The sequence below is a fragment of the Mesorhizobium sp. LMG17149 genome (assembly GCF_024518695.1).
Taxonomy (GTDB): domain Bacteria; phylum Pseudomonadota; class Alphaproteobacteria; order Rhizobiales; family Rhizobiaceae; genus Mesorhizobium.
Window position 1 is genome coordinate 18,455 of record NZ_JANIFL010000002.1, and the last position, 24,410, is coordinate 42,864.

The window sequence follows — 24,410 nt, forward strand, 5'->3', positions numbered from 1 at the left end:
CAAAAGCCATGATCGCGACTATTCAGACAGGAATGGCCATTGATCATTCCCATTCCATCGAACCGCGCCCGATGCCGAGCAGGCGCATGGTGCTGACCGGCCTCGCAGCCTTGGCGGGCCTCGCCGCCTGCAGCACCGTTTCACTGCCGTCAGGCGAAGGCGCCGGGGTCTCCTCCTCCGCCACCAGCACGCTGGCCAGCATCCGCGCCTCGGCGGGGCTCGCGCCGCTGGTCGCCGACCGGCAACTCGAACAGGCTGCCCTGCAGCAGGCCGGCTACATGGCGCAGCGCCGCCGCATGAGCCACACCACCGGCTGGGGCAAGGATTTCGCCTCGCGCATCAAGGACAATCGAATTTCCGGCGCCGCGGCGGAGAACATCGCCGAGGGTCGTTTCGACCTCGAGAAGCTGTTCGACATCTGGGTGCATTCACCTGGCCATCGCCGCAACATGCTCGACCCGCGCTTCACCCGCTTCGGCCTTGCCTATGTGCGCGACGGCGGCGACAGCAAGCTCCGTTACTGGAGCCTCGTGCTCGGAAAATAGAGCTAGTCCATATGCGCTGCCGGCGCGCCGCCGGCAGGCGCCTGCTTGGGCTTGCGCAGCAGGAAAACAAACGGGATGGCAAGCAGCGTCATCACCATAAGTATTTTGAAGTCGTTGACGTAGGAAATCATCATCGCCTGCAGATTGACCATGCGATCGACCTGCGAAAGCGCCGTCGGATCGCCGCTCGCGGCGGCAGGAGAGACCGCCCAAAGATTGGGGTTGAACGGGTTGATGAAGGCCGAAAGCTCGGTGTGATTGATCTGCGTGTTGCGCACCATCAGAACCGTCACGACCGACACGCCGATGGACGAGCCAAGATTGCGCACCAGGCTGAACAAGGCCGTGGCATCGGTGCGGAAGCGCACGTCAAGCGTGGCGAAGGCGACGGTCGACAGCGGCACGAACACCATTCCCATCCCCAGGCCCTGGATGACGCCGGAGCTGATGATCAGCCAATTGTCCATCTGCGGCGTGAAGCTGGACATGGTGTAGAGCGACTGTGCGGTCAGGAGGAAGCCGATGACCACGAGGATCCTGGCGTCGATCTTGCTCATGAGCCGGCCGACGACCAGCATTGAAATCATGGTGCCGACACCGCGTGGCCCTATGACGACGCCGATGGTGACGGTCGGATAGCCGAAGATGGTCGACAGCATCGGCGGCAACAGCGACATGCTCGCCAGGATGAGCACACCCATGATGAAGATGAACGCCAGCCCGGTCACGAAATTGCGGTCGAGGAAGATCTTGGGATCGATGAAGGGGTGTTCGGCGGTCATGGTGTGAATGATGAACACCCAGAAGCCGGTGAGCGAAAGACCAAGTTCGATCCAGATCTCGACCGAGGAAAACCAGTCGACCTCGCCGCCGCGATCGAGCAGCAGCTGAAGCGCGCCGACGCCGAGCGATATCATGGCGAAGCCGAAGAAATCGAAGCCGCGCACCCGCCGGGCAACGGCCGGCAAGTAGGCGGCCATGCCGAGAAAGGCGACGATGCCGACCGGCAGGTTGATGAAGAACACCCAGCGCCAGTTGAAATTCTCGGTCAGCCAGCCACCCAGCGTCGGGCCCAGAATCGGCCCCAACATGATGCCGGCGCCCCAAATGGCCATCGCCTGGCCATGGCGTTCCCTGGGATTGATGTCGAGCAGGAAGGTTTGCGACAGAGGCACGATCGCCGCGCCGAACACGCCTTGCATCAGCCGGAAGAACACTATGCTCTCCAGGCTCCAGGCGATGCCGCACAGCATCGAGAATATGGTGAAACCGACCACCGCCGTCAGGAACAGTTCCTTGCGGCCGAAGCGGTCGGCCAGCCAGCCGGTGACCGGCGTCATGATGGCGGCGGCAACGATGTAGGAGGTCAGCACCCAGTTGATGTTGTCAGGCGAGGCGCCGAGGTCGCCGGTCATGGTCGGCAGCGCCACGTTGGCGATCGTCGTGTCGAGCGCCTGCATGACCGTCGCCAGCATGAGCGCGACCGTGATCAGGCCGCGATGCGGCACTTCTTTGAAAGGTTCGGGCGTGCTCATGGCGTGGAACTTCCAGCAGGTAACAAAAACGTGTACAAGGGGTTTCCGGGCGGCAACGCCTTCCGTTGAGAGACCCTCGTCGCGGTGGGACGCGATCGTCGATGTGGGGGTTACATCGACTGAAAGTCTCTGATGAGCGGATGCCTGCCGCCCGGAAACATGAGGACCGACGGGTCCGCGTCGGAGATTTCAGATTTCGGCCAGGCCGCGACGCGGCAGCGCCAAAACGCTGATCCTTCCAGCTCCTCCCATCAGACCAATCCTGCTATTCACCTCCGCCGCTGGTCCTGCGGCAATCTGTTGACGTTACTGCGCGGCCTCGCCAGCCGTGGCGTGACCAAAGATCGAGGGCAGGCCACGCGCCACGCCGGTGTCGACGGTAACGGTGGCGCTCATGCCGGTGCGCAACGCCATCTTGGCGTCCGCATCGATCAGTTCGAGACGAACCGGGATACGCTGTGTGACCTTGACCCAGTTGCCGGTGGCATTTTGGGCCGGCAGCAGCGAGAACTCGGCTCCCGTGCCGGCGCCGATCGCCTTGACCGTCGCCTCGAAGGTGCGCCCTGGATAGGTGTCGACCACGATCTCGGCCTTCTGGCCGGGCTTCATGTGGGTGAGCTGCGTTTCCTTGAAATTGGCATCGATCCAGGTGTCACCGGTCTCGACCAGCGAAAACAGCGGCGTGCCGGAACCGACATACTGACCGACCTTGAACGACGAGGCCTGGCTGACGATGCCGTCCGCCGGCGCCTTGACCGTGGTCTGCGCCAGGTCGTAGGCCGCCTTGTCACGCGCGGCGAGCGCGGCCATCACGGTCGGGTGCTTGTCGGTCTCGATGTCGGGATTGCCGCCAAGGCCTGCCTTGGCGCTGATGATCCCTTGCTCGGCAACCGCCAGCTGCTGCTTGGCCTTGTCGAGATCGTTCTTGGCTTCGTCGAGCGACGATTTGGCGTTGATGCCCTTCTGGGCGAGATCGGCGGCGCGGTCGAACTGCGACTGGGCGAAGGCGACCTGGCTGGCATCGGATTTCTGCTGAGCCATCGACTGGCCATAGGCCGCGCGCAACTGCTCGACATTGAGACGCGCGCCCGCCACCGCCGCGTCGGCCTGCGCCAGCGCGATCCGGTAGGGCTCGGGGTCGATGGCAAACAGCTCGTCACCCTGCTTGACCAGCTGGTTATCGAAGATGTCGACCTTAACGATGCGGCCGGCCGTGTCGGAAGCGATCGACACCTTGGCCTGCTGCAGATTGGCGTTCTCGGTCTCCTGATAGCGGCCGCCGGTGACCCAGACATAGCCGCCGCCGACAGCCAATGCCGCAGGCAGCGCGACCATCAGCAGGAAGCGGCCCAGCCGGCGCTTTTTCTTCACGGGCACTGGGGCCGGCTGCACCGGGGGAGCAACCGCCGGCGGGGCCGCGGCCGGCTGCGCCGGCGCTTCCATGTCCAGTTCGGTCACTTTCTCGTCTATCTTGGCTACCGCGTTCATGCTGCTGCGCCCTCTATATTCTTCACTTTTTCAATGGACGGCGTCTCGTCGTCGGTCAGGTTGCGGACCATCGCCTCAAGCCCTTCGATGAGGACGCGACGGGCTTCCGGCTTCACGCCGACCAGCGATTCCTCATAGACTTCTCCGGCAATGCTCTTGATCACGGCGTAGGCATCGCTTGCCTTGGGCGTCAGGAAGATCATGCGGACGCGACGATCGGCGGCGTCGGACCGACGCTCGATCCAGCCTCCCTCTTCCATGCGGTCGACCAGGCGCGAAACGCTGATCGGCTCGATTTCGAGAAGTTCGGCCAGCCGCGCCTGCGCGACACCGTCTTCCTTGGCAACGCGGACCAGAAGCCGCCATTGCGCCGAAGAAAGCCCCAAGCCACTGGCCCTCGCCTCGAAGCGCTTGCGCATCAAGCGCTGCACGTCGTGGATCAAGAAGCCCAATCTGTCGATGCCATCGGAAACCATGAGCGAGATATATAATAAGCGTGCTTACTATTCAAGACGCCGCGTTGCACGAGAAGCCGGCAAATGTGCATGACAGCTTTGCCGGACCAATCATGGTTATCGATTTGCAAACGCAGATGGCCGCGCCGCCTCTACACTGGTCGCGTCTGGCATATTGATGTACAGCCGCTGAACAGGATCGGGGGATCAACGCAATGCCGACGCTTTACGCTCTCAAGCCGGCCTTCCAGGGTCGACTGCGGCCGCTGGTCAATCGGTTGGCGGCAATCGGGGTCACGGCAAACAGCATAACCATCCTGGCGGCCGCGATGTCGATAGCCGCCGGCGCGGCCATTGCGATCTGGCACGAATGGCGCTGGCTGCTGTTGCTTATCCCCTTGGTGATGTTCGTGCGCATGGCGTTGAATGCCGTGGACGGCATGCTGGCGCGCGAGCATGGCCAAGCCTCGACGCTTGGCATGTATCTGAACGAGTTGTGCGACGTCGTTTCGGACCTCGCGCTGATTCTCCCTTTTGCCGTCTTTCCCGAATTTGGCGCATGGGGCGTCGTCGCCTTCGCGATATCGGCCGTGCTGACCGAGTTCGCCGGCGTGCTCGGCATCGCTGCCAAGGTCGGGCGTAATTATGCCGGGCCGTTCGGCAAGAGCGACAGGGCGCTGGCGCTCGGCGTCGTCGCCACGCTGTGTGCCGCCGGGCTGTGGCCGGCATCGATAACGCCGTTTGTGTTTCCGGCCATGGCAACGCTTTCGCTGCTGACCGCCATAAACCGGATACGCGCCGGCATTATTGGCAGCGCCAGCTGAGCATCGAGGCTCGCCATGCCGCCAGAGGGGAAGACCATGATGCACGAACCGATCGCCGCCGCGGCCACGGAAAGCCTTGCGCGGCAAGCACAGGAGCGGGTTTTCCGCAGCCATGACGGGACGGAGATCTTCTACCGATTCTGGCCGGCGGCCTCCGCCGATGCCAAGGGCGCAGTGGTGCTCTTCCATCGCGGCCACGAGCATGGCGGCCGCATGGCCCATCTCGTCGATGAATTGCAGATGCCGGACCACGCCTTCTATGCCTGGGATGCCCGCGGCAATGGCCGCTCGTCCGGCGAGCGCGGCTATGCGCCCTCCTTCTCGGCGCTGGTGCGCGACATCGACTGCTTCATGCGCGAGACCGCTGCCAGGGATGGCTTTGCCACTCGGGATATCGCGCTGATCGCACAATCCTTCGGCGCCGTGCTGGCTGCCGCCTGGGTGCATGACTATGCGCCGAAGCTGCGCGCCATGGTGCTGGCCTCACCGGCCTTCTCGGTAAAACTCTACGTGCCCTTCGCCAAGGAGGGCATCGCACTCTGGCAGAAGATCAAGGGCCGCTTCTTCGTCAATTCCTACGTCAAGGCGAAATTCCTGACCCATGATCCCGTGCGCATCGCCTCTTTCGAGAGCGATCCGCTGATCACGCGGCCGATCGCCTCCAACATACTGGTCGAACTCTACCAGCATGCCGCACGCATCGTCAGTGACGCCCGCGCCATCACCGTGCCGACGCAGCTTCTGCTTTCGGGCAGCGACTGGGTCGTGCGCCACGGCCCGCAGCATGAGTTCTTCGTCAATCTCGGCAGCCGCACCAAGGAACGCCATGTGCTGCCTGGTTTCTTCCACGACACGCTGGGCGAGCGCGACAGGGCGCAGGCCCTCGACCTGATCCGGCCATTCCTGGCCAGGCAGTTCGAGGCAGCCGATGCGCCGGTCGACCTGAAGCAGGCGGACATCGCCGGCTACACACGCGACGAGGCCGATAGGCTTGCCTCGCCGCTCGCTCTGATGTCGCCAAAGGGCCTCTATTGGGCATTCAGCCGTGCCTCCATCCGCATGGGCGCCTGGGTCTCGCAAGGTATGAAGGCCGGCGTGACCACCGGCTTCGATTCCGGCTCGACGCTCGACTACGTCTACGAGAACAATGCGCGCGGGCTTACGCCTCTTGGCCGCGTCGTCGACCGCATTTTCCTGGAGGCCATTGGCTGGCGCGGCATCCGCCAGCGCAAGCTGCATCTCGAAGAGCTCATCGGCTCTTGCCTGGCGACGCTCAAGGCCGCTGGCCGGCCGGTGCACATTCTCGACATCGCGGCCGGCCATGGCCGCTATGTTCTCGATGCCATCGTGAAGAGCCCCGATCAGCCGGCGAGCGTTCGCCTGCAGGATTATTCCGACCTCAACGTCGAGCTTGGCCGCAAGCTGATCGCCGAGCGGCAATTGCCGGCTGATGTCTCATTCCAGCGCGCCGACGCCTTCGATGCCGACATGCTCGCATCGATCGATCCGGCTCCGGATCTTGCCATCGTTTCCGGCCTTTACGAGTTGTTCTCCGACAATGCGATGATAGCCCGCTCGCTCGGTGGATTGGCCAGCGCCATGCAGCCGGGAAGCCTGTTGCTCTACACCAACCAGCCCTGGCATCCGCAGCTCGAGATGATCGCCCGCAGCCTGACTTCGCATCGCGGCGGCGAGGCCTGGGTGATGCGGCGGCGCACGCAGGGTGAGATGGACCAGCTCGTCGAAGCCGCCGGTTTCGAAAAACTCGACCAGCGCATCGACCAATGGGGCATCTTCACCGTCTCGGTCGCGCGGCGCCGCTGAACAGCATGGTCTCATCGCCTGCCCCCACCGCGCGCACCGAGCCTTATGGACGGGTGATCGTCAGGGCGGCGCTGTGGCTGGCCTTCCTGGCGCCGTTCTTCTATCTCAGCTACGGCTTCGCCAACTGGCTGGCCTCGCGGCGCGACGAGGTCGGCAGCATCGTGTTCTCGTGGGAACACAGCATTCCGTTCGTCGCCTGGACCATCGTGCCCTATTGGTCGATCAATCTGTTCTATGGCCTGTCGCTGCTGCTCAACAACGACAAGCAAGGCGTCGACCGCCTGGCCGGGCGCTATCTCACCGCGCAGGTCGTCGCCGTTATCTGCTTCATCCTGTTCCCGCTGACCGCGACATTCGTGCGACCGGCGACGACCGGCCTGCCGGGCTTCCTGTTTGCCGTGCTCGGCGGTTTCGACAAGCCGTTCAACCAGGCACCCTCGCTGCACATCGCCCTTTTGGTGATCATCTGGGATCATTGGCGCCACCGGCTCCGCGGGTTGCTCCTGCCGCTCTGGCATGGCTGGAGCTTCCTGATCGGTGCCTCGGTGCTGACGACCTGGCAGCATCACTTCATCGACATTCCGACCGGCGCGCTGCTCGGGTTCTTTGCGCTGTGGCTGTTTCCGCGCAGCGGCGCGTTGCCGTTTTCAGGCTTCCGGCTGACCAGCGATGTGAAAGCGCGGCGGCTGGCGCGGTTCTACGCGCTGGGCGCGGTCCTCGCGCTGGCCGGTGCAGCGCTCGGCGCCTTGTTCTGCGCCGTCGCGCTCTTCCTGCTTTGGCCGGCGATGGCGCTGGCCATCGTCGCCTTCGCCTATGCAGGAGCAGGCGAAAAAGTGTTCCAGAAATCCGCCGATGGCAGCATCACGCTCGCAAGCCGTGTCCTGCTCTTGCCTTACCGTCTCGGCGCCAGGGCCAACATATGGGCCTGGACGCGCAAACTTGCTCCCCAGGTGGCGATTGCCGACGGCGTCTTTCTCGGGCGCTTTCCCACGGCACGCGAGGCCAGCAGCTTCGGCACGGTCATCGATCTCGCCGCCGAACTTAAGAGGCCTGCGGCAGCCGATTGCCGCTGGATCAGCTTTCCGATGGTCGACCTGTTGCCGCCGCCAGTGGCGATACGGCAACAGGCAGCCGGCGCGCTGGAGAGTGCGCGCCGCGACGGCACCGTGCTGGTGTGCTGCGCGCTCGGCTTCCAGCGCAGCGCCGGCGTCGTCGCCGAATGGCTGGTGGCGACCGGCAGGGCCAAGACGCCGGCGCTTGCCCGCGAAATGCTCGCGGCCCTCGGCCGGCCGGTTCATCTCGCAGAAGCCACGGATCCGGCGGCGTCATGACCGGCAATGCCTATCAGGACCGCACCGACCGCTTCGCCGGCATGCTGATGCGGCAGGCAGCGTGGCCTGCCGCAATCGTGGTGGCGGCAAATATCCTTGCGCCGCTGGCTGCCTCGACGCGCGGCGGCTTCGAGACTTTGCCGGCGGCCGTTGCGCTGTCGATCACAGCCGCGAGCGCTGTCGCCGTTCTGGCGCTGTCGGCATTGCTGGCATTCGACGCCCTGTTGTTCCGGGTCATGGCTGGCCATGATGACGAAGCTTCCGGCGGTGCCGCGGTGGACGACATGCTGGCGCGCATGCGCCTGAAAACGGCCCCGCCCGCGACACGCTCGCTCGATGACCGCATTGCTGGCACGCGTCGCCTACTGTTCAAGCAGCGCGCCGCCCTGGCTCTGTTCGCCGCAGCACTTCTGGCGTCAGGGTTTTGGGCGCCGCGATGAACAGGCTTTCGCTCAAGACCTTCACCTTGCTGCAGACGGTAACCTCCGTCGGCCTCTCGGCGCTGGCCCGGATGGTGACGGGCGTGCGTCCGATCTGGAACGGCAGCCTGCCCTCCGACCGCCAGCGCATCTATTTCGCCAACCACACCAGCCATGGCGACTTTATCCTGCTGTCGGCCTGTCTCAGCGAAAGCGAGCGCGCGATCACCCATGCTGTTGCCGCAGGCGAATATTGGGGGAAGTCGCGGCTGCGCCGCTTCATCGCGCAGGACATGCTGTCGTCGGTGCTCATCAACCGGCAGTGGACGAGACCTGAGGAAAACCCGATCGAGATCATGCTGTCGGTTCTCGACCAGGGCCACTCGCTGATCCTGTTTCCCGAAGGCACACGCAACATGACCGAAGAGCCGCTGCTGGCCTTCCGCTCCGGGCTCTACAATCTGTCGACGGCGCGGCCTCAGGTCGAGCTGATCCCGTGCTGGATCGAGAACATGTCGCGCGTGCTGCCCAAGGGCCAGTTCCTGCCGGTGCCACTGCTGTGCCGCGTCGTCTTCGGCGCGCCGGTGGCGATCGGTCCGGGCGAAGAACGCCGCGCCTTCCTCGAACGCGCCCACGCCGCGCTTCTGGCGCTCAACCCGCGTCCCGAGCGAGACGATTGATGCGCCACGAAATCTCCATTCTGATCATCGGCCTGCTGGCGGTTTTGACCACCGCCAGCATCGTCGCGACCATCCTTTCGGCGCGAGCGCCGAAGCCGCTTAGCTCAACGCTGGTCAATCTCAGCCAGCGGATCAACGCCTGGTGGGTGATGGTGGCGCTGATGACGGTCGCCTTCTTCTTCGGGCGTTACGGGATGACCATCCTGTTCGCTCTGATCTCCTTCGCCGCGCTGCGCGAATTCGTGACGCTGACGCACACCCGCCGCAGCGACCATTGGGTGCTGCTCGGCATGTTCGGCATCATCATACCGTTTCAATATTGGCTGGTGTGGACCGCCTGGTACGGGCTCTTCGTCATCTTCATTCCGGTCTATTGCTTCCTGCTGATGCCGGCCATCACGGCGCTGCATGGCGACACTGAACGCTTCCTCGAGCGCATCGCCGCGCAGCAATGGGCGGTGATGATCTCGGTCTATTGCGTCAGCCATGTCCCTGCCCTGCTGACACTCGAGGTGCCGGGCTTCGAAGGCCGCACCCTGCTGCTGATCGCGTTCCTGATCATCGTCGTGCAAGGCAGCGACGTGCTGCAATACATCTTCGGCAAGCTGTTTGGAAAACACCGTTTTTCGCCGAACGTCTCGCCGTCGAAAACCTGGGAAGGGCTGATCGGCGGACTGGTGTCGGCGAGCCTGCTCGGCGCGCTGCTATCGTTCGTGACACCCTTCTCGCCGCTGCAGGCAGCAGCCGTGGCCTTCGTCGCCTGCTCGATGGGGTTTCTCGGCGGGCTGGTCGCCTCGGCCATCAAGCGCGATCAGGGCGTCAAGGACTGGGGCCATCTGATCGAAGGCCATGGCGGCATGATGGACCGCACCGACAGCCTGGTCTTCGCCGCCCCGGTGTTCTTCCACATCGTGCGCTATTTCTGGACGGTCTGAGCCGGCGGCCTGTTGCAAGAGCGGTTCATTGCGCGCTCAGAGCCGGTTGTGGATCAGCATGGTGACGACGAAGAACGCGCCGACGGAGCTGGTGATGATGCCGATCGGCAGCTCCTTCGGCAGCAGCAGCGTTCGGGCCAGAAGATCGCTGGCCAGCAACAGCACCGCGCCGGGTCAGTTTGGAAGCCGTTTGACACCCTTTTTTCATACGCCGAGATAGCGGTCCTGAATTTCTGGCGTCAGCGCCTCGGGCGTGCCTTCGAAGACGGTCATGCCCTTTTCCAGAACGAAGCAGCGGTCGGCCACAGGTAGAAGCTCGGCAAGCGTCTTGTCGACGATAAGGATCGACTGTCCGCTCGACTTGAGCTTGCGGATTGCTGCCCAGATGTCCTGGCGGATCACAGGTGCCAGACCCTCGGTCGCCTCGTCCAGAATGAGCAGGCTCGGATTGGTCATCAACGCGCGGCCGATGGCTACCATCTGCTGCTCGCCGCCCGACAGTGTACCGGCATATTGGTCGCGGCGTTCGCCGAGACGCGGAAACAGCTCGACAACTTTTTCCAATGTCCACGCGCTGCCGCGTGCTGCGGCCAGCAGGTTCTCCAGTACGGTCAGATTGGGAAAGCAGCGCCTTCCCTCCGGCACCAGACCCAGGCCAAGACGCGCGATGCGGTGCGGGCGCATGCCGGCGACTTGGCGGCCGCCAAAGCTGATCGAGCCTGAGCGCGGTTTCGCGAGGCCGAGAATGGAATTGATCGTCGTCGTCTTGCCCATGCCGTTGCGGCCCATGAGCGCCACGACCTCACCCGCCCTGACGTCGAGCGAGACGCCGAACAGCGCCTGCGATGCGCCGTAGAAGGTTTCGACGCCGTTGAGTTCCAGCAGGCTCACGCAGCTTCTCCGAGATAGGCCCGGCGCACTTCGGGATCGTTGCGGATCTCGTCCACCGTGCCGGTGGCGATGACGCGGCCATAGACGAGGACCGAGATACGGTCGGCAAGCGCGAAGACGGCATCCATGTCGTGCTCGACGAGCAGGATCGGCGCTTCGTGGCGCAGGCCGTCGAGGAATTTCGTCAACGCTTTCGATCCGTCTGGCCCCATGCCGGCCATCGGCTCGTCGAACAAAAAGGCCTTCGATCCAAGGGCCAACGCAATGGCGATTTCGAGTTGACGGCGTTCGCCATGCGACAGCTCAGCGGCTGGCACGTAGGCGCGCCCGGCAAGGCCGACGCGCTCCAGCATCGCCATCGCCGGTTCTGTCAGGCTCTTGTCGCTCATCACGGGGCGTAAGAAGCGGAAGCTCGTTCCCTGGCGTGCCTGCACCGCCAGCATCACATTGCGCAGCGCGGAAAACTCCTGCGCGAGTGATGAGATCTGGAAGCTGCGGCCGAGCCCAAGCCGCCCGCGGGCCGCCATGTCGAGCCCGGCCATATCCTGGCCGAGAAAGCGGATACTGCCGCTGTCTGGCCGGAGCGAGCCCGAGATCTGGTGGATCAGCGTGCTTTTGCCGGCTCCATTGGGGCCGATCAGCGCGTGGATTTCGCCCGGCTTGAGATCGAGGCTGACGCCGTCGGTGGCCTTCAGCGCGCCGAAAGTCTTTTTGAGATCGCGTATTTCGAGGACCAGCTCAGCCATGACGCGCCTCTCCAGCCAAAAGGCCAAGCAGCCCGCCGCGCGCGAACAAAACGACGCCGAGCAGGATCAGGCCAAGGAAGAACTGCCAGCGTTCGGTGAAGCCGCCAAGCGCGAATTCGAACAGCACGTAAAGCATCGCGCCCGCAACCGGGCCGAACAGCCGACCCTTGCCGCCAAGGATGATGAGCACGATCAGCTCGCCCGACATGTGCCAGGACAGCATCGAGGGGCTGACGAAGCGGTTGAGATCGGCAAACAGCGCGCCGGCGAGGCCTGTGACCATGGCAGAGATGGCGAAGGCAACGAGCCTGATGTTGAAGGGTGCGATGCCGACGGCGGACAGCCTGGTCGCGTTCTGCCGTGCCGCCTGCAATGCGGCACCGAAGCGCGATCCGCGCAGCAGCCAGAACAGGCCAAGTGCTGCCATCAGCACGACATAGCAGATCAGGAAATAGGTCAGGGACTGCGCCGTGTTCATACCGGGAAAGCCATTGCGGACATAGATCGACAGCCCGTCCTCGCCGCCATAGGCCGGCCAGGAGATGGCGAAGTAGTAGATCATCTGCGCGAAAGCGAGCGTGATCATGATGAAATAGACGCCCGTCGTGCGCAGGCTGATCGCGCCGATCGGCAAGGCGACAAGGCCGCAAACCAGGATAGCCACCGACCAGATGACCGGCATCGAGGTCGTGCCTTGCAGGCCAAACAACAGCGGTTCGGCGTTGAAGGCATGGGTCGCCAGGATGCCGGCGGCATAGCCGCCAAGGCCGAAGAAGGCGGCGTGGCCAAAGGATACCAGCCCGCCAAGACCAAGCGCGATGTTGAGCCCGACAGCAGCGAGCGCAAGGATCGTAATGCGCGTGGCAAGCGTGACGTAGAATTGCTCGCCCATTGCAGACGCACTGAACGGGATCGCTAGCAGCAGAAGTGCCAGCAGTATATTGATGATGGTTTCGCGGCTCATGGTGGCCCTTACGACTGCGCCGCAAACAGGCCGCTTGGCCTGAAAGCGAGGATCAGGGCCATGACTATGTAGATCAGCATGGAGGCGAGTGAGGCACCGATCAGCCCGGCCTGTGCCGTCGGCATCATCAACGCCAGCGCCTTGGGCAGGAGGAAGCGGCCCATCGTGTCGACGAGGCCGACGAGGATGGCACCGAACAGCGCGCCCTTGATCGAGCCGATGCCGCCGATGACGATGACCACGAAGGCGAGGATGAGTGCTGGCTCGCCCATGCCGACCTGCACCGATTGCAGCGCACCGACCAGCGCGCCGGCAAGGCCGGCAAGGGCAGCACCTAGCGCGAAGACAACAGTGTAGAGCGTGCGGATGTCGACGCCGAGGGCTGCGATCATCTCGCGGTCGGATTCGCCGGCGCGGATGCGCATGCCGAGACGGGTGCGCGAGATCAGCAGATAGAGCCCCACAGCAACGGCGATGCCGACGCCGATAATGGCGAGGCGGTAGAGCTGGTACTGGCCACCGCCGGGCAAGGGCACCGCGCCTTGCAGCAGCGGTGGGATGTCGAGATAAAGCGGAAACGAGCCAGACAGCCAGCGCGTGCCTTCCGAAAAGATCAGGATCAGCGCAAACGTCGCCAGCACCTGGTCAAGATGGTCGCGCTCATAAAGCCTGCGGATGACAACGATCTCCATGACCGCACCGGCGGCTGCCGCAGCGATCAGGCTCGCCACCAGACCGATCCAGAACGAACCAGTGGCGGCGGCGACCGTGGCACAGGCAAAGGCGCCGACCATGTAGAGCGAGCCATGGGCGAGGTTGATCAGGCCCATGACTCCGAAGATCAGCGTCAGGCCGGCGGCCATGAGGAACAGCATCACTCCGAGCTGCAGCCCGTTGAGAAGTTGTTCGATCAGAAGGGCGATGGACAAATGAACGATCCGGACTGTGGTTCAAGGCGGGAAATGCCGAAGCAAGCCGCTGCAAGATACGGCGATGCGGCCTCGCCGCGGCCCCGGCCCCGTCGATGACGAGGCCGGCACTTTAGCAAAGCGGATGCAGCCTTGGGCTACATCTTGCACTGGTCGGCATAGGCGTCCTTGTGGTGTTCGAAGGCGGTGGCGATGATCTTGTTGGTCAAGACATCGCCTTCCTTTACCACCTCACGGACGTAGATGTTCTGGACCGGATGATTGTTGGTGTTGAAGGTGAACTCGCCGCGCACCGACTTGAAATCGGCTGCCTTGAGGGCCGCGCGGAACGCGTCCTTGTCCTTAACACTGGCCTTGGACAGCGCAGACAGGATCAGGTTCGCCGTATCCCAGCTCTGGGCGGCGTAGATTGAGGGCAGGCGATTGTATTCGGCCTTGAAGGCCTCGACGAACTGCTTGTTGGCTTCGTTGTCGAGGTCCCTGGACCAGCTCGCCGAGTTCTTGACGCCAAGGGCTGCGTCGCCAACCGCGGGCAAAATGTCCTGGTCGAAGGAGAAGCCAGGACCCATGACCGGGATGTTCACGCCCGACTGGGCGTACTGCTTCATGAAGGAAATGCCCATGCCGCCAGGCAGGAAGAAGAACACCGAGTCGGCACCGGAATCGCGGATCTGGGCGATCTCGGCGGCGTAGTCGGCCTGGCCGATCTGGGTGTAGGCCTCGCCTGCCAGCTCGCCCTTGTAGTAGCGCTTGAAGCCGGTCAGCGAATCCTTGCCAGCCGGGTAGTTGGGCGCGAGGATGAAGGTCTTCTTGTAGTCCTTGTTGGCGTACTGACCCATCGCCTCATGGAAATTGTCGTTCTGGTAGGCAACGTTGAAATAGTTCTTGTTGCACTTGGCGCCGGCAAGGGCCGACGGGCCGGCATTGGGCGACAGATAGATGACGTCCTGCGCCACCGCGTTGGGCACCACCGCCATCGCCAGGTTCGACCAGATGATACCGGTGAGCAGGTCGACCTTGTCGCTCTGGATCATCTTTTCGGCGAGCTGCACCGCGATCTCGGGCTTCTGGGCATCGTCTTCGATGACCAGCTCGACATCCTTGTTGCCGGACTGTTTCATCGCCAGCGTAAAGGCATCGCGCATGTCGACGCCGAGACCCGCACCGCCGCCCGAAAGCGTGGTGATGACGCCGATCTTGACGGGTTCGGCATAGGCAAGGCCAGATGTGGCCAGCGACAAAGCGAACATGCTGGATGCCAGGATATTCTTCATTTTTCTCTCCTTCCCAGTGTTTTCAATATAGATAAAATAGCTTTAGAGCCGGGTGCGAACTTTCCAGAGTTCAGTGAACAGTTCAACCTCCAGCATCTCTTCAGATACGAAGCGCCCGACGTGCCGCCGGTGCTGCGTTTCATGCCGATGATGCGTTCGACTGTGGTGACATGATTGAAGCGCCAGCGCCCGGCCATTGCCGATCGGCGCGGTGTGGTCACCCAGACCCTTTTCGACCAGACGTCGGTCAGTTCGACACCGGCATTAAGGTATTCGGGGTAGTCGAAGCCATCGAGCAGGAAGTTCGGCCACTGTTCCTCGGGCGGAAGGTTGTCGCGCGTGAAAGTGTCGATATGCGCTGACGGTCCAAGCATTCTGCGGCTGTCCCCTAGATGCTCGTTGCCACGGTCTTGTCGCCGTGCGTGTGTTTGAATACGCAACTTGCGGGGAGGCTTTGCGCCGACGCCGGGCTGGTCATCCGGCATATGCGGCAGCACCCGGCGCGATCGATATGCGACCGGCATTTGGCACAGCGAGACCTCCCACGCTCTCGACTGACGATTGAGAATTGCACCAGACCAAATTTATTTCAAGCCTAAAGTTTTTAGCCCTGCCCGAGCGTTGGTGCACAAATGCGGCATGTTCGGCATCTTCGGCAAGCTCTTTGGAAAACATCGTTTTTCGCCGAACGTCTCGCCGTCGAAAACCTGGGAAGGCCTGATCGGCACGCCCTTCTCGCCGCTGCATGCGGCGGCCGTGGCCTTCGTCGCCTGCTCGATGGGATTTCTTGGCGGGTTGGTCGCCTCGGCCCTCAAGCGCGACCAGGGCGTCAAGGACTGGGGCCATCTGGTCGAAGGCCATGGCGGCATGATGGACCGCACCGATAGCCTGGTCTTCGCCGCCCCGGTGTTCTTCCACATCGTGCGCTGTTTCTGGACCGTGTGATCCGGCGATCTGTTGCCGCGCTCAAAGCGTTTGCGGATGAGCATGGTGACGACCAGAAACCACGCTATTTAGCGCGTTTCCTGACATACAGTTCCAGCTTGTGGCGGACGATTTCGAAGCCAAGCTCCGACGCTATCTCGGCCTGCAGTTTCTCGATTTTGTCGGAACGGAACTCGATCACCTGACCGGTGTCGAGGTCGATGAGATGGTCGTGATGTTCACGGTCCGCGTTTTCGAACCGGGCGCGGCCCTCGTCGAAGGCATGACGCTGGATGGCGCCTTTCTCCTCCAGGAGCCGCAACGTCCGGTAGACGGTCGACAAGGAAATGCTGCCGTCGATCTGGTGGGCACGAGAATACAATTCGTTCGCGTCCGGATGGTCGTGCGCATCCGCCAGCAGCCGCAAGATCACCTTGCGTTGTTCGGTCATCCGGACACCGGCGGCTTTCAAATTGCTCCGGAATCGCTCGAAAAGGTCGTTATCCGCTTTCATCCGCCATACTTAGCCGCGTTGCCACGCGACTGCAATTAGCTACTTGCAAATCAGTTGCAACTGCAATATTAGATGCAAATCAAACGCATTAGCATGACGTGAGCAGCGCATGGGCGACGATCAACTCCAGTCGAAAGGCATCCGATGACTGTTTCTGCTTCCCCAACCCGCAGGACGATGCTGCGGGCGCTTGGCGGCCTTGTGGCCATCGGTTTTGCGACGGCGAGCCTCGTTCCGGTCATGGCACAGGAGACCCAGCCTGCGGCAGGGAAGGTTCTGCGCGTCGTGACGACGTTCACGATCATCCAGGATATCGCGCAAAACGTAGCCGGGACCGCGGCAATCGTAGAGTCGGTGACCAAGCCCGGCGCCGAAATCCACGACTATCAGCCGACGCCGCTCGACGTGGTGAAGGCGCAATCGGCCGACCTCGTGCTCTGGAACGGCATGAACCTCGAACGCTGGTTCGAGAAATTCTTCGACAACGTGAAGAACGTGCCGAGCGCCGTCGTCACGGACGGTGTCGAGCCGATGGGGATCAAGGAGGGGCCCTACGAAGGCAAGCCCAATCCGCATGCGTGGATGTCGCCGAAGAACGCCCTCATCTATGTCGAGAACATCCGCAAGGCGCTGTCCAAGGCGGATCCGGCAAACGCCCAGGTCTATGCCGCCAATGCCGCGGCCTATTCGGAAAAGATCAAGGCAATCGACGAGCCCATGCGCAAGCGCCTGTCGGCGATCCCCACGGACCAACGCTGGCTGGTTACAAGCGAAGGCGCTTTCAGCTACCTGGCACGCGACTTCGATCTGCGCGAAGCCTATCTGTGGCCGATCAACGCCGACCAGCAAGGCACTCCGCAACAGGCGCGCAAGCTCATCGACCTGGTGCGCGAGAACAAGATTCCAGTGGTGTTCAGCGAAAGCACCATTTCCGACAAGGCGGCCAAGCAAGTCGCGCGCGAAACCGGAGCCACCTATGGAGGCATTCTCTACGTCGATTCGCTGAGCGAGGAAGACGGCCCGGTTCCGACCTATCTGAAGCTTCTCGAAACCACCGTCGAGACGATCGTCCAGGGGTTCGGCGGGTGACCGGGGTTCGCACCGCGCTCGCTCCGGACAGTGTCCAGGGCAGCCATGATCGAACATCGACCGGTAGCGGCCGGGTCGTTGCCTCCATCGACGTGGACGACGTCACCGTCAGCTATTCAAGCGGGGTCACGGCCGTACATTCCGCCTCTTTCAGACTCGGCGCCTCCACCATCTGCGCGCTGGTCGGCGTCAACGGCTCCGGCAAATCGACGCTGTTCAAGGCGCTGATGGGCTTCCTGACGCCGTCGACCGGAACAGTGCTTATCGCCGGATTGCCGGTCCACGCAGCGCTGAAGCGCGGCCTAGTAGCGTATGTGCCGCAGAGCGAGGATGTCGACTGGAACTTTCCGGTGCTGGTGGAAGATGTCGTCATGATGGGCCGCTATGGCCACATGAATTTTCTGCGTATCCCAGGTAGAGCCGATCGCATGGCGGTCGACGCGGCGCTGGAACGGGTCGGCATGACCGATTTTCGCAAGCGCCAGATCGGCGAACTGAGCGGCGGCCAGAAGAAGCGCGTGTTCCTGGCGCGCGCTCTGGCGCAGGGCGGCGAGATCATCCTGCTCGACGAGCCGTTCACCGGCGTCGACGTGCAGACCGAAGCAGCGATCATCGATCTCCTTCGGTCGATGCGCGACGACGGCAAGCTGATGTTGGTGTCGACGCACAATCTCGGCAGCATCGTCAATTTCTGCGACCATGTCGTCATCTTCAACAAGACGGTGCTGGCCTCCGGACCGACAGAGACAACGTTTACGCAAGCCAATCTTGCGAAAGCTTTTGGCGGCGTGCTGAGGCATCTACGCCTCGGCGGCGCCGACCTTCATGACGACCCCGATGCTCGCCACCTGACCGTGCTGACCGATGACGAGCGTCCTCTGGTGCTCTACGGCGAGCGCGATCAAGAGAAGATGATGAAGCCCGACAGCGGATCGCCAGCCCCGTGATTGACATCCTGCTGGAACCCTTCACCTACAACTACATGGCCAAGGCCATCTGGGTCAGCGCCCTGGTCGGCATGGTCTGCGCGTTCCTGTCCTGCTATCTCATACTCAAGGGCTGGGCCCTGATGGGCGACGCGCTTGCCCACTCGGTGGTGCCGGGCGTTGCGGCCGCCTACATGCTGGCCCTTCCCTATGCCGCCGGCGCATTCGCCTCCGGCCTCATCGCCGCACTCGGCATCACCTTGGTGCGGCGCGTGACGCAACTTCGCGAAGACGCCGTGATCGGCCTTGTCTTTACAACGCTGTTCGCTGGCGGGCTGCTGATTGCGTCGATCAGTCCGACCTCCGTAAACATCCAGTCCATCGTACTCGGCAACATCCTCGCAATCTCCGACGAGGATGTAACCCAGGTCATCCTCATCGCAGCGGTTTCGCTGGCTGTATTGGGGCTTCGATGGAAGGATATGATGCTGGTGTTCTTCGATGAGAACCATGCGCGCGGCGTCGGCCTGAATCCGTGGCGGCTGCGGGTCCTGTTCTTCGTGCTGCTCAGCGCCTGCATCGTCGCCGCGCTCCAGACCGTCGGCGCGATCCTCGTGATCGCGATGGTGGTAACGCCTGGCGCCACCGCCTACCTGCTTACCGATCGGTTCGGCGTCATGATCCTGCTCGCGATGGCGATCGGCGCGGCGACGAGCGCGGTCGGCGCCTATCTCAGCTTCTTTCTCGATGGCGCGACTGGCGGACTGATCGTGGTGCTGCAGACCGTGGTCTTTCTGACTGCCTTCGTCTTCGCACCCAAACATGGCCGTCTCGCCGCGCGCCGGGCGGCACGTGCCGCATCCCAGGTCGCGTCATGATGACAATCTGGTCCTGGATCGCCGAACCGCTCAGCCACGAATTCATGCGTCGCGGTCTCGCCGTCGCCATTCTGGTCGGCGCCATCTGCGCGGTGTTGTCCTGCTATCTCGTCCTGAAGGGCTGGTCGCTCATGGGCGACGCCGTTTCGCATGCCGTGCTTCCGGGTATTGTGCTCGCCTATATCGCCGGGATCCCGCTTGCCTTCGGCGCATTCGTGGCAGGGCTTGGCTGCGCGCTGGCGACGGGCTACCTCAAGCAGCACAGCCGGATCAAGGAGGACGCAGTCATGGGCATCGTCTTCTCAGGCATGTTCGCGTTTGGCCTGGTTCTGTTCGTCAAGGTCGAGACCGACCAGCATCTCAATCATATCCTGTTCGGCAACATGCTCGGCGTCCAGTGGCGCGACGTGATCGAGGCGGCGGTCATCGTCGTGCCGGCGATCCTCATCGTTCTGGCAAAACGCAAGGATCTGCTGCTTTATTGTTTCGATCCGGCCCATGCCCGCGCGATCGGCCTACCCGTCAACCTGCTGCATTTCGGGCTGTTGACGCTGCTCGCGTTGACCATCGTGGCTTCGCTGAAGGCTGTCGGGATCATCCTTGTCATCGCCATGCTGATCGCGCCGGGAGCGATCGGCTTTCTTTTGACGAAGAGCTTTGAGCGCATGCTCGCCATTGCTGCCGCGGCCGCCATCGGGTCGAGCGTCGTGGGAACGATCCTCAGCTATCACATCGACGCAGCCACGGGTCCGACCATCGTCGTGGTTCAGGCCGGCGTTTTTTTGCTTGCCCTGTTCCAGTCGAAGCGCCCAAAGCAACAGGTGCAACTGGGCATTTCGGGAGAGTAATCGCGACCCTGACCGAGGCCACGCTTAAAGCCGGTTGCGGATGAGCATGGTGACGACGAAGAACGCGCCGACCGAGCTGGTGATGATGCCGATCGGCAGTTCCTGCGGCGGCAGCAGCGTTCGGGCCAGAAGGTCGCTGGCCAGCAACAGCACCGCGCCGAACACGGCGCAGCTGGCAACCAGGCGCAGGTGCAAGGGGCCCGCCAGCGGCCGCGACAGATGCGGGATCATCAGCCCGACGAAGCCGATGACGCCGGCGACCGAGACCAGGATCGCCGTCGAGAAGGCGGCGACGAGAAAGGTCATCCTTCGCATCCACGCCACCGGCACGCCCAGGCTTTCGGCGGCGTTTTCGCCGGCCAGGAAAGCATCGAGCCGGCGGTGGTTCCACAGCGCGTAAGCCAGGATAGTGCCCGCACCCAAGGCGCCGAGCCAGATATTGTCCCAGCGCGCCAGGCCGAGCCCACCCATGGTCCAGAACAGCACGGAGTGCGCGGCGCGCTGGTCGCCGGCAAAGACAAGATAATTGGTCAAGGCGGTGAACATGAAGGACACGGCAAGGCCGGCAAGGATCAGCCGCTCCGGGCCTTGCCCCCTCACCCGCGCAACCAGCAGCAGGACGACACCGGCAGCCAATATGCCGCCGGTGAAGGCCGCGACCGGCAATGTCCAGATGCCGAAACTGTCTCCGAAGACGGTGATGACGGAAACCGCACCCGCGGCGGCGCCCGACGACAGGCCGAACAGGAACGGGTCGGCAAGGTCGTTGCGGGTCACCGTCTGCAGCAGCGCACCGACGACGCCGAGACCGGCCCCGACGCAGATGGCCAGGACCGTGCGCGGCAGCCGCAGGTCGACGACGATCTTGCCGACCGGCCCGGACACGTCGTGCCCACTGAAGCCGATTGCGCGGCCAAGTGCTGCAACAACGTCGGTCAGCGGGATCAGCGTCGAGCCATAGGCGATCGACAGCAATGCGAGAGCAGCGATCGCCGCCGCTCCCACCAGCATGGCCAGTGCGAATGCCGGATGGCGCAAACCTGGAAATGCGTCGTGTCTGTCAGGACGCGTGCGACGCACTTCCAGGATCTTTTGCTCATGCATGTCGTTGCCCCAAAACCGCTGCGCACTTTTGGGCGACAGGCATCAAAACGCTTCCGGATGCATGGCCTTGGCGATTTTGTCGATCGCTTCGATATTGGCGGGTCCGGGTGTCAGTTCGGCATAGCGCAGGGCGACGAAGCGCTCGTTCTTGACCGCGTCCGTCTCTTTCATGGCCGGATGGACCTTCAGGAAATCGAGCAGCTTCTTGTAGCCGCCGCCATCCTGGTAATCGAGCAGGATGAGGAATTGCGGATTGCGCGACGCCACCGTTTCCCAGTCCATGTTGCCCCAGCTGGTGTCCATGTCGGCCATGATGTTGTCGCCGCCGGCGGCTGATATCATGGCGCTGGGGATGGCGAACTTGCCTGCGGTGAACGGTTTGTCCTCGCCGGAATCATAGAGAAACACTCGCGTTGCCTTGCCGTTGCCGACCTTGGCGGTGATGTCGGCGAGCCGCGTCTTCCAGCCGGCAACAAGCTTCTCCGCCTCGGCCTCCTTGCCGAAGATCTTGCCCAGCTTTTCGACGTCGCCATAGAGCAGGTCCATCGAGGCGGCTGGACGGCTCTTGTCGAGATGGACGCAGCTTTCCGTCAGCACCAGCGTCTTGATGCCGTGCGGGGCAAGCGTATCGGGTGTCACCTCGCCGCCCGGCTTCATGCCGTAATACCAGCCGGCGAAGAAGAAATCCGGCTCGACCGCGACGAGGTTTTCGAGCGTCGGATATTTCGGCGCCAGTTCCGGGATCGAACCCTGCTCGGCCTTGAATTCGGGACCCACCTTGTACCATCCGGTGATGCCGGTCAGGCCGACGATCGACGGCTGCAGTTTCAGCGCGAAAGCCATCTCGGCCATGTTGAGATCCTGGATGACGGCGCGCTTCGGCGGTGCATCGAAGGTCAGCGGCTTGCCGCAGCTGTCGACCGTGACCGGGAAGGCCAGGGCTGTCGAGGCCAGCAGCGAGAGGACAAGCGAAAGGGCCAGGCGTTTCACGGGTTTGCTCCTTGTGGATGGGATTGGGTCGACTACGAAATGGCTTCAATCACGTCGGCGGCGCGGCACGGTTCGGCACATCGAACACCGTCAGTTCGCGGTCTTCGGTCGGATGGCGCAGACGCAGCACATCGATGCCGAAAATCTCGCGGATCAGCTTTTGGGTCAGCGCTTCGCGCGGTGCGGCGAGCGCTTGCAGACGGGCATGGTTCATCACCGCCACCCTGGTGGCGAACGGTGCCACCAGCGCCAGATCGTGCAGCACCGCGATCACCGTCATCTCGAAGCCTGCCACGAGGTCGAGCAGTTCGCCGCGGGCACGCGGGTCGAGATGGTTGGTCGGCTCGTCGAGGAACAGGATTTTTGGCTGCTGGGCGATGGCGCGCGCAAGTTGGGCGCGCTGGCGCTCGCCGCCCGACAGCGAGCCGATGGTGCGGCCAAATAGCGGCAGCAGGCCGGTCCGGCGCAGTGCATCGACGACGATCTCGCGCTCCTCGCTCCTACGCCGCAGCCCGGCGTGCGGAACCCGGCCAAGCTCGACATAGTCGATCACCGCCAGCCGCGGATCGGGCTGGTCGGTCTGGCCGACCACGGCAATGTGCAGCGCCCGTTCGGCGGCTGAAATCCTGTCCAGGCGGCGCCCGCCGAGCTTCACCTCGCCGGAGCTCGGACGCAGCATGCCCGACAGCATGCGCAGCAGCGTCGTCTTGCCGGCGCCGTTGGGACCGATGATGGCAAGGCGATCGCCGGCGGCCACCGAGAAGCTGACCGCCTGAACCAGATCCCGCCCATTCGCCGTGACGCAGAGGTCACGGGCTTCGAGAAGCGCTACGGTCATCGGCTGCTGCCCGCCGGCTTGCCGGGACGGCAAAGCGTATATACGACGATGCGATGGATGGAGCCGTCCAACTTTCCGTCACTTTCCAAAACTGGCGACGGAAGGAAGCTGGCGAACCGGCCGACAAGACCGGGATTCGCGTTTCCTCCCGGCACACCCCGTCCGGTCAACTCAGTGATGGCAGGTCTCCTGGCTCACGGGTCGTTGCGCCATCCAGCCTTCCCAGCCTTGCCGGCCAGTGGCATTCACGGATTTTGCTCGCCGCTTACAGTTGCGGGGGCAGCCACGGTCTCGACCTGAGCAGGCCTCACCGTGTTCCCTTTTCACCCCTCGCCTTTCGACTCGGGGACCATCACCGCTTCAGCGTAGATTTGCGCCGATCGCTTCGCAATGGATTTCTCGGACGGAGTGGTGGGCCAGCTAAGGGAAACAGGCATCGCATGCTCTCTTTATGTAATAATATAACATACCTAAGAGATGACGCCGGTCGCTGTCAAGCGAAAGCTCATGGGGCGGTTGGCCGGATGGCGACCGGCATCGGCGCAGATTGCACGGGATGCGCAATTTCGATCAAACTGGCCGCGCCAGGAAACGGCAGGATGATCTGGCCAATGCGAGGAGAAAATGGACCCGACCGAGAAAGCGCTGTGGTTCGTCGAAAGCCATCTGCCGGAGGCGATCTCGCTTGATGATGTCGCGCAAAGCAGCGGCGTGTCGCGTTTTCATGTGACGCGCGCCTTCGGCGCCGCCACCGGCCGGTCGGTGATGGGCTACATGCGCTCACGCCGGCTGACCGAGGCGGCGCGCAAGCTGGCGGGCGGGGCGCCCGACATCCTCGCCGTCGCGCTCGACGCCGGCTACAACTCGCATGAGGCGTTCACCCGTGCCTTCCGCGATCAGTTCGGCACCACGCCGGAACTGGTGCGCGCGCAGGGCACACTCGACAAGCTCGACCTCGTGGAGCCGATCCTGATGGACCAGTCCCTCCTCACCAATCTCGAACCGCCGCGTTTCGAGACCAGCCGGCCGTTCCTGATCGCCGGCCTCGGCGAACGCTACAGCTGCGAAACCAGCGCCGCCATCCCGATGCAGTGGCAGCGCTTCGGCCCCTATATCGGCAACATTCCGGGCGAGACCGGCGACGTCGCCTATGGCGTCTGCGTCAACGGCGACGATGCCGGCAATTTCGACTACATCGCCGGCGTCGAAGTGTCTGACTTCTCCGACCTGCCCAGGGACTTCTACCGGGTGCGGGTGCCGGCGCAGAAATATGCGGTCTTTGCCCACCGCGAACACATCTCGACCATCCGCCGGACGGTCAACACGATCTGGAACAAATGGCTGCCGGCCTCCGGGCATGAGATCGCGGACGCGCCGGAATTCGAACGCTACGGCCCCGAATTCGACCCGCGCAGCGGCAAGGGCGGGCTGGAGATCTGGATACCGGTGAAGGCGTAGT

At 63.2% G+C, this 24,410-nt stretch carries 24 protein-coding genes, 4 pseudogenes and 1 riboswitch; of the genes and pseudogenes, 13 read left to right on the forward strand and 15 right to left on the reverse strand.

What is annotated here, in order from left to right; genetic code table 11:
• Nucleotides 1-71: 71 nt before the first annotated feature.
• A complete protein-coding gene (locus NP945_RS03310) occupies nucleotides 72-545 on the forward strand; it encodes a CAP domain-containing protein (protein ID WP_256745577.1) in 474 nt (157 codons plus the stop codon).
• Between the two features lie 2 nt (nucleotides 546-547).
• Here NP945_RS03310 and NP945_RS03315 read toward each other — a convergent pair whose 3' ends face one another.
• The 3 genes from NP945_RS03315 to NP945_RS03325 all read right to left on the reverse strand — a co-directional run bounded on the left by NP945_RS03315 (nucleotide 548) and on the right by NP945_RS03325 (nucleotide 4,044).
• Nucleotides 548-2,080 carry a DHA2 family efflux MFS transporter permease subunit gene (locus NP945_RS03315; protein ID WP_127331522.1) on the reverse strand — a complete coding sequence of 511 codons (1,533 nt, stop codon included), beginning with the start codon at nucleotides 2,078-2,080 and terminating at the stop codon, nucleotides 548-550.
• A gap of 306 nt (nucleotides 2,081-2,386) precedes the next feature.
• Entirely contained in the window at nucleotides 2,387-3,568 is a 1,182-nt protein-coding gene (locus tag NP945_RS03320; protein WP_127271614.1) for an HlyD family secretion protein, read from the reverse strand.
• Nucleotides 3,565-4,044: a MarR family winged helix-turn-helix transcriptional regulator gene (locus tag NP945_RS03325; RefSeq protein WP_127267049.1), complete on the reverse strand. Its 480-nt coding sequence runs from the start codon at nucleotides 4,042-4,044 to the stop codon at nucleotides 3,565-3,567. Before NP945_RS03325 ends, NP945_RS03320 begins: the two co-directional genes overlap by 4 nt.
• 194 nt (nucleotides 4,045-4,238) lie before the next feature.
• Between NP945_RS03325 and NP945_RS03330 the strand changes: the two genes are divergently transcribed.
• From NP945_RS03330 to NP945_RS03355, 6 genes are read left to right on the forward strand one after another with little or no spacing between them, the layout of a single operon-like run.
• Nucleotides 4,239-4,847, forward strand: a complete 609-nt coding sequence (locus tag NP945_RS03330; protein WP_127381491.1) for a CDP-alcohol phosphatidyltransferase family protein — start codon at nucleotides 4,239-4,241, stop codon at nucleotides 4,845-4,847.
• 39 nt (nucleotides 4,848-4,886) lie between these two features.
• On the forward strand, nucleotides 4,887-6,671 hold the full coding sequence (locus tag NP945_RS03335; RefSeq protein WP_164748934.1) for a bifunctional alpha/beta hydrolase/class I SAM-dependent methyltransferase: 1,785 nt from the start codon (nucleotides 4,887-4,889) through the stop codon (nucleotides 6,669-6,671).
• A 5-nt stretch (nucleotides 6,672-6,676) separates the two neighbouring features.
• A complete protein-coding gene (locus tag NP945_RS03340) occupies nucleotides 6,677-8,002 on the forward strand; it encodes a phosphatase PAP2/dual specificity phosphatase family protein (protein WP_256745578.1) in 1,326 nt (441 codons plus the stop codon).
• Nucleotides 7,999-8,442 carry a hypothetical protein gene (locus NP945_RS03345; protein ID WP_127267051.1) on the forward strand — a complete coding sequence of 148 codons (444 nt, stop codon included), beginning with the start codon at nucleotides 7,999-8,001 and terminating at the stop codon, nucleotides 8,440-8,442. The genes NP945_RS03340 and NP945_RS03345 overlap by 4 nt, the downstream gene beginning before the upstream one ends.
• On the forward strand, nucleotides 8,439-9,101 hold the full coding sequence (locus tag NP945_RS03350; RefSeq protein ID WP_127267052.1) for a 1-acyl-sn-glycerol-3-phosphate acyltransferase: 663 nt from the start codon (nucleotides 8,439-8,441) through the stop codon (nucleotides 9,099-9,101). Before NP945_RS03345 ends, NP945_RS03350 begins: the two co-directional genes overlap by 4 nt.
• Entirely contained in the window at nucleotides 9,101-10,036 is a 936-nt protein-coding gene (locus NP945_RS03355) for a phosphatidate cytidylyltransferase (protein ID WP_127267053.1), read from the forward strand. Before NP945_RS03350 ends, NP945_RS03355 begins: the two co-directional genes overlap by 1 nt.
• A gap of 36 nt (nucleotides 10,037-10,072) precedes the next feature.
• Here NP945_RS03355 and NP945_RS03360 read toward each other — a convergent pair.
• The 8 genes and pseudogenes from NP945_RS03360 to NP945_RS03395 all read right to left on the reverse strand — a co-directional run.
• Nucleotides 10,073-10,207 (reverse strand): annotated as a pseudogene (locus NP945_RS03360) (iron chelate uptake ABC transporter family permease subunit); the annotation flags it as partial.
• Between the two features lie 33 nt (nucleotides 10,208-10,240).
• Complete coding sequence (locus NP945_RS03365) at nucleotides 10,241-10,927, reverse strand: ABC transporter ATP-binding protein (RefSeq protein WP_127271619.1); 687 nt, start codon at nucleotides 10,925-10,927, stop codon at nucleotides 10,241-10,243.
• Complete coding sequence (locus tag NP945_RS03370; protein ID WP_127321152.1) at nucleotides 10,924-11,673, reverse strand: ABC transporter ATP-binding protein; 750 nt, start codon at nucleotides 11,671-11,673, stop codon at nucleotides 10,924-10,926. The genes NP945_RS03365 and NP945_RS03370 overlap by 4 nt, the downstream gene beginning before the upstream one ends.
• Nucleotides 11,666-12,637, reverse strand: coding sequence for a branched-chain amino acid ABC transporter permease (locus tag NP945_RS03375; RefSeq protein ID WP_256745579.1), 972 nt, complete (start codon nucleotides 12,635-12,637; stop codon nucleotides 11,666-11,668). Before NP945_RS03375 ends, NP945_RS03370 begins: the two co-directional genes overlap by 8 nt.
• Nucleotides 12,638-12,645: 8 nt before the next feature.
• A complete protein-coding gene (locus NP945_RS03380) occupies nucleotides 12,646-13,566 on the reverse strand; it encodes a branched-chain amino acid ABC transporter permease (protein ID WP_127270515.1) in 921 nt (306 codons plus the stop codon).
• Nucleotides 13,567-13,703: 137 nt separating this feature from the next.
• The gene (locus NP945_RS03385) at nucleotides 13,704-14,840 is read right to left on the reverse strand and encodes an ABC transporter substrate-binding protein (RefSeq protein ID WP_127270513.1); all 1,137 of its coding nucleotides are present in this window, start codon (nucleotides 14,838-14,840) and stop codon (nucleotides 13,704-13,706) included.
• Between the two features lie 42 nt (nucleotides 14,841-14,882).
• Nucleotides 14,883-15,028, reverse strand: a pseudogene (locus tag NP945_RS03390) (tryptophan 2,3-dioxygenase family protein); the annotation flags it as partial.
• Nucleotide 15,029: 1 nt separating this feature from the next.
• Nucleotides 15,030-15,214 (reverse strand): annotated as a pseudogene (locus tag NP945_RS03395) (2-aminobenzoate-CoA ligase); the annotation flags it as partial.
• A gap of 274 nt (nucleotides 15,215-15,488) precedes the next feature.
• Between NP945_RS03395 and NP945_RS03400 the strand changes: the two are divergent.
• Nucleotides 15,489-15,785, forward strand: a pseudogene (locus tag NP945_RS03400) (phosphatidate cytidylyltransferase); the annotation flags it as partial.
• Between the two features lie 64 nt (nucleotides 15,786-15,849).
• Here the strand turns inward: NP945_RS03400 and NP945_RS03405 are convergent.
• Nucleotides 15,850-16,278 carry a Fur family transcriptional regulator gene (locus NP945_RS03405; protein ID WP_023813521.1) on the reverse strand — a complete coding sequence of 143 codons (429 nt, stop codon included), beginning with the start codon at nucleotides 16,276-16,278 and terminating at the stop codon, nucleotides 15,850-15,852.
• Nucleotides 16,279-16,422: 144 nt separating this feature from the next.
• Here NP945_RS03405 and NP945_RS03410 point away from each other — a divergent pair, with 144 nt between their 5' ends.
• From NP945_RS03410 to NP945_RS03425, 4 genes are all read left to right on the forward strand, one after another.
• Nucleotides 16,423-17,367, forward strand: a complete 945-nt coding sequence (locus tag NP945_RS03410; RefSeq protein ID WP_372337955.1) for a metal ABC transporter substrate-binding protein — start codon at nucleotides 16,423-16,425, stop codon at nucleotides 17,365-17,367.
• Between the two features lie 86 nt (nucleotides 17,368-17,453).
• Complete coding sequence (locus tag NP945_RS03415; RefSeq protein ID WP_256745844.1) at nucleotides 17,454-18,314, forward strand: manganese/iron ABC transporter ATP-binding protein; 861 nt, start codon at nucleotides 17,454-17,456, stop codon at nucleotides 18,312-18,314.
• On the forward strand, nucleotides 18,311-19,171 hold the full coding sequence (locus NP945_RS03420) for a metal ABC transporter permease (RefSeq protein ID WP_127267054.1): 861 nt from the start codon (nucleotides 18,311-18,313) through the stop codon (nucleotides 19,169-19,171). Before NP945_RS03415 ends, NP945_RS03420 begins: the two co-directional genes overlap by 4 nt.
• Nucleotides 19,171-20,019, forward strand: coding sequence for a metal ABC transporter permease (locus NP945_RS03425; RefSeq protein ID WP_292141403.1), 849 nt, complete (start codon nucleotides 19,171-19,173; stop codon nucleotides 20,017-20,019). Before NP945_RS03420 ends, NP945_RS03425 begins: the two co-directional genes overlap by 1 nt.
• Nucleotides 20,020-20,043: 24 nt before the next feature.
• On the opposite strand, the gene NP945_RS03430 is transcribed toward NP945_RS03425, so the two are convergent.
• From NP945_RS03430 to NP945_RS03440, 3 genes are all read right to left on the reverse strand, one after another.
• A complete protein-coding gene (locus tag NP945_RS03430) occupies nucleotides 20,044-21,030 on the reverse strand; it encodes an iron ABC transporter permease (protein WP_256745845.1) in 987 nt (328 codons plus the stop codon).
• A gap of 135 nt (nucleotides 21,031-21,165) precedes the next feature.
• Nucleotides 21,166-22,113, reverse strand: coding sequence for an ABC transporter substrate-binding protein (locus NP945_RS03435; RefSeq protein WP_256745581.1), 948 nt, complete (start codon nucleotides 22,111-22,113; stop codon nucleotides 21,166-21,168).
• 49 nt (nucleotides 22,114-22,162) lie between these two features.
• Nucleotides 22,163-22,951 (reverse strand): ABC transporter ATP-binding protein, encoded by a 789-nt coding sequence (locus NP945_RS03440; RefSeq protein WP_127267057.1) that lies wholly within the window; start codon nucleotides 22,949-22,951, stop codon nucleotides 22,163-22,165.
• A gap of 161 nt (nucleotides 22,952-23,112) precedes the next feature.
• A riboswitch (cobalamin riboswitch) is annotated at nucleotides 23,113-23,320 on the reverse strand.
• A gap of 255 nt (nucleotides 23,321-23,575) precedes the next feature.
• On the opposite strand from NP945_RS03440, the gene NP945_RS03445 reads away from it, so the two are divergent.
• Nucleotides 23,576-24,409, forward strand: coding sequence for an AraC family transcriptional regulator (locus NP945_RS03445; RefSeq protein ID WP_127331504.1), 834 nt, complete (start codon nucleotides 23,576-23,578; stop codon nucleotides 24,407-24,409).
• Nucleotide 24,410 lies beyond the last annotated feature (1 nt).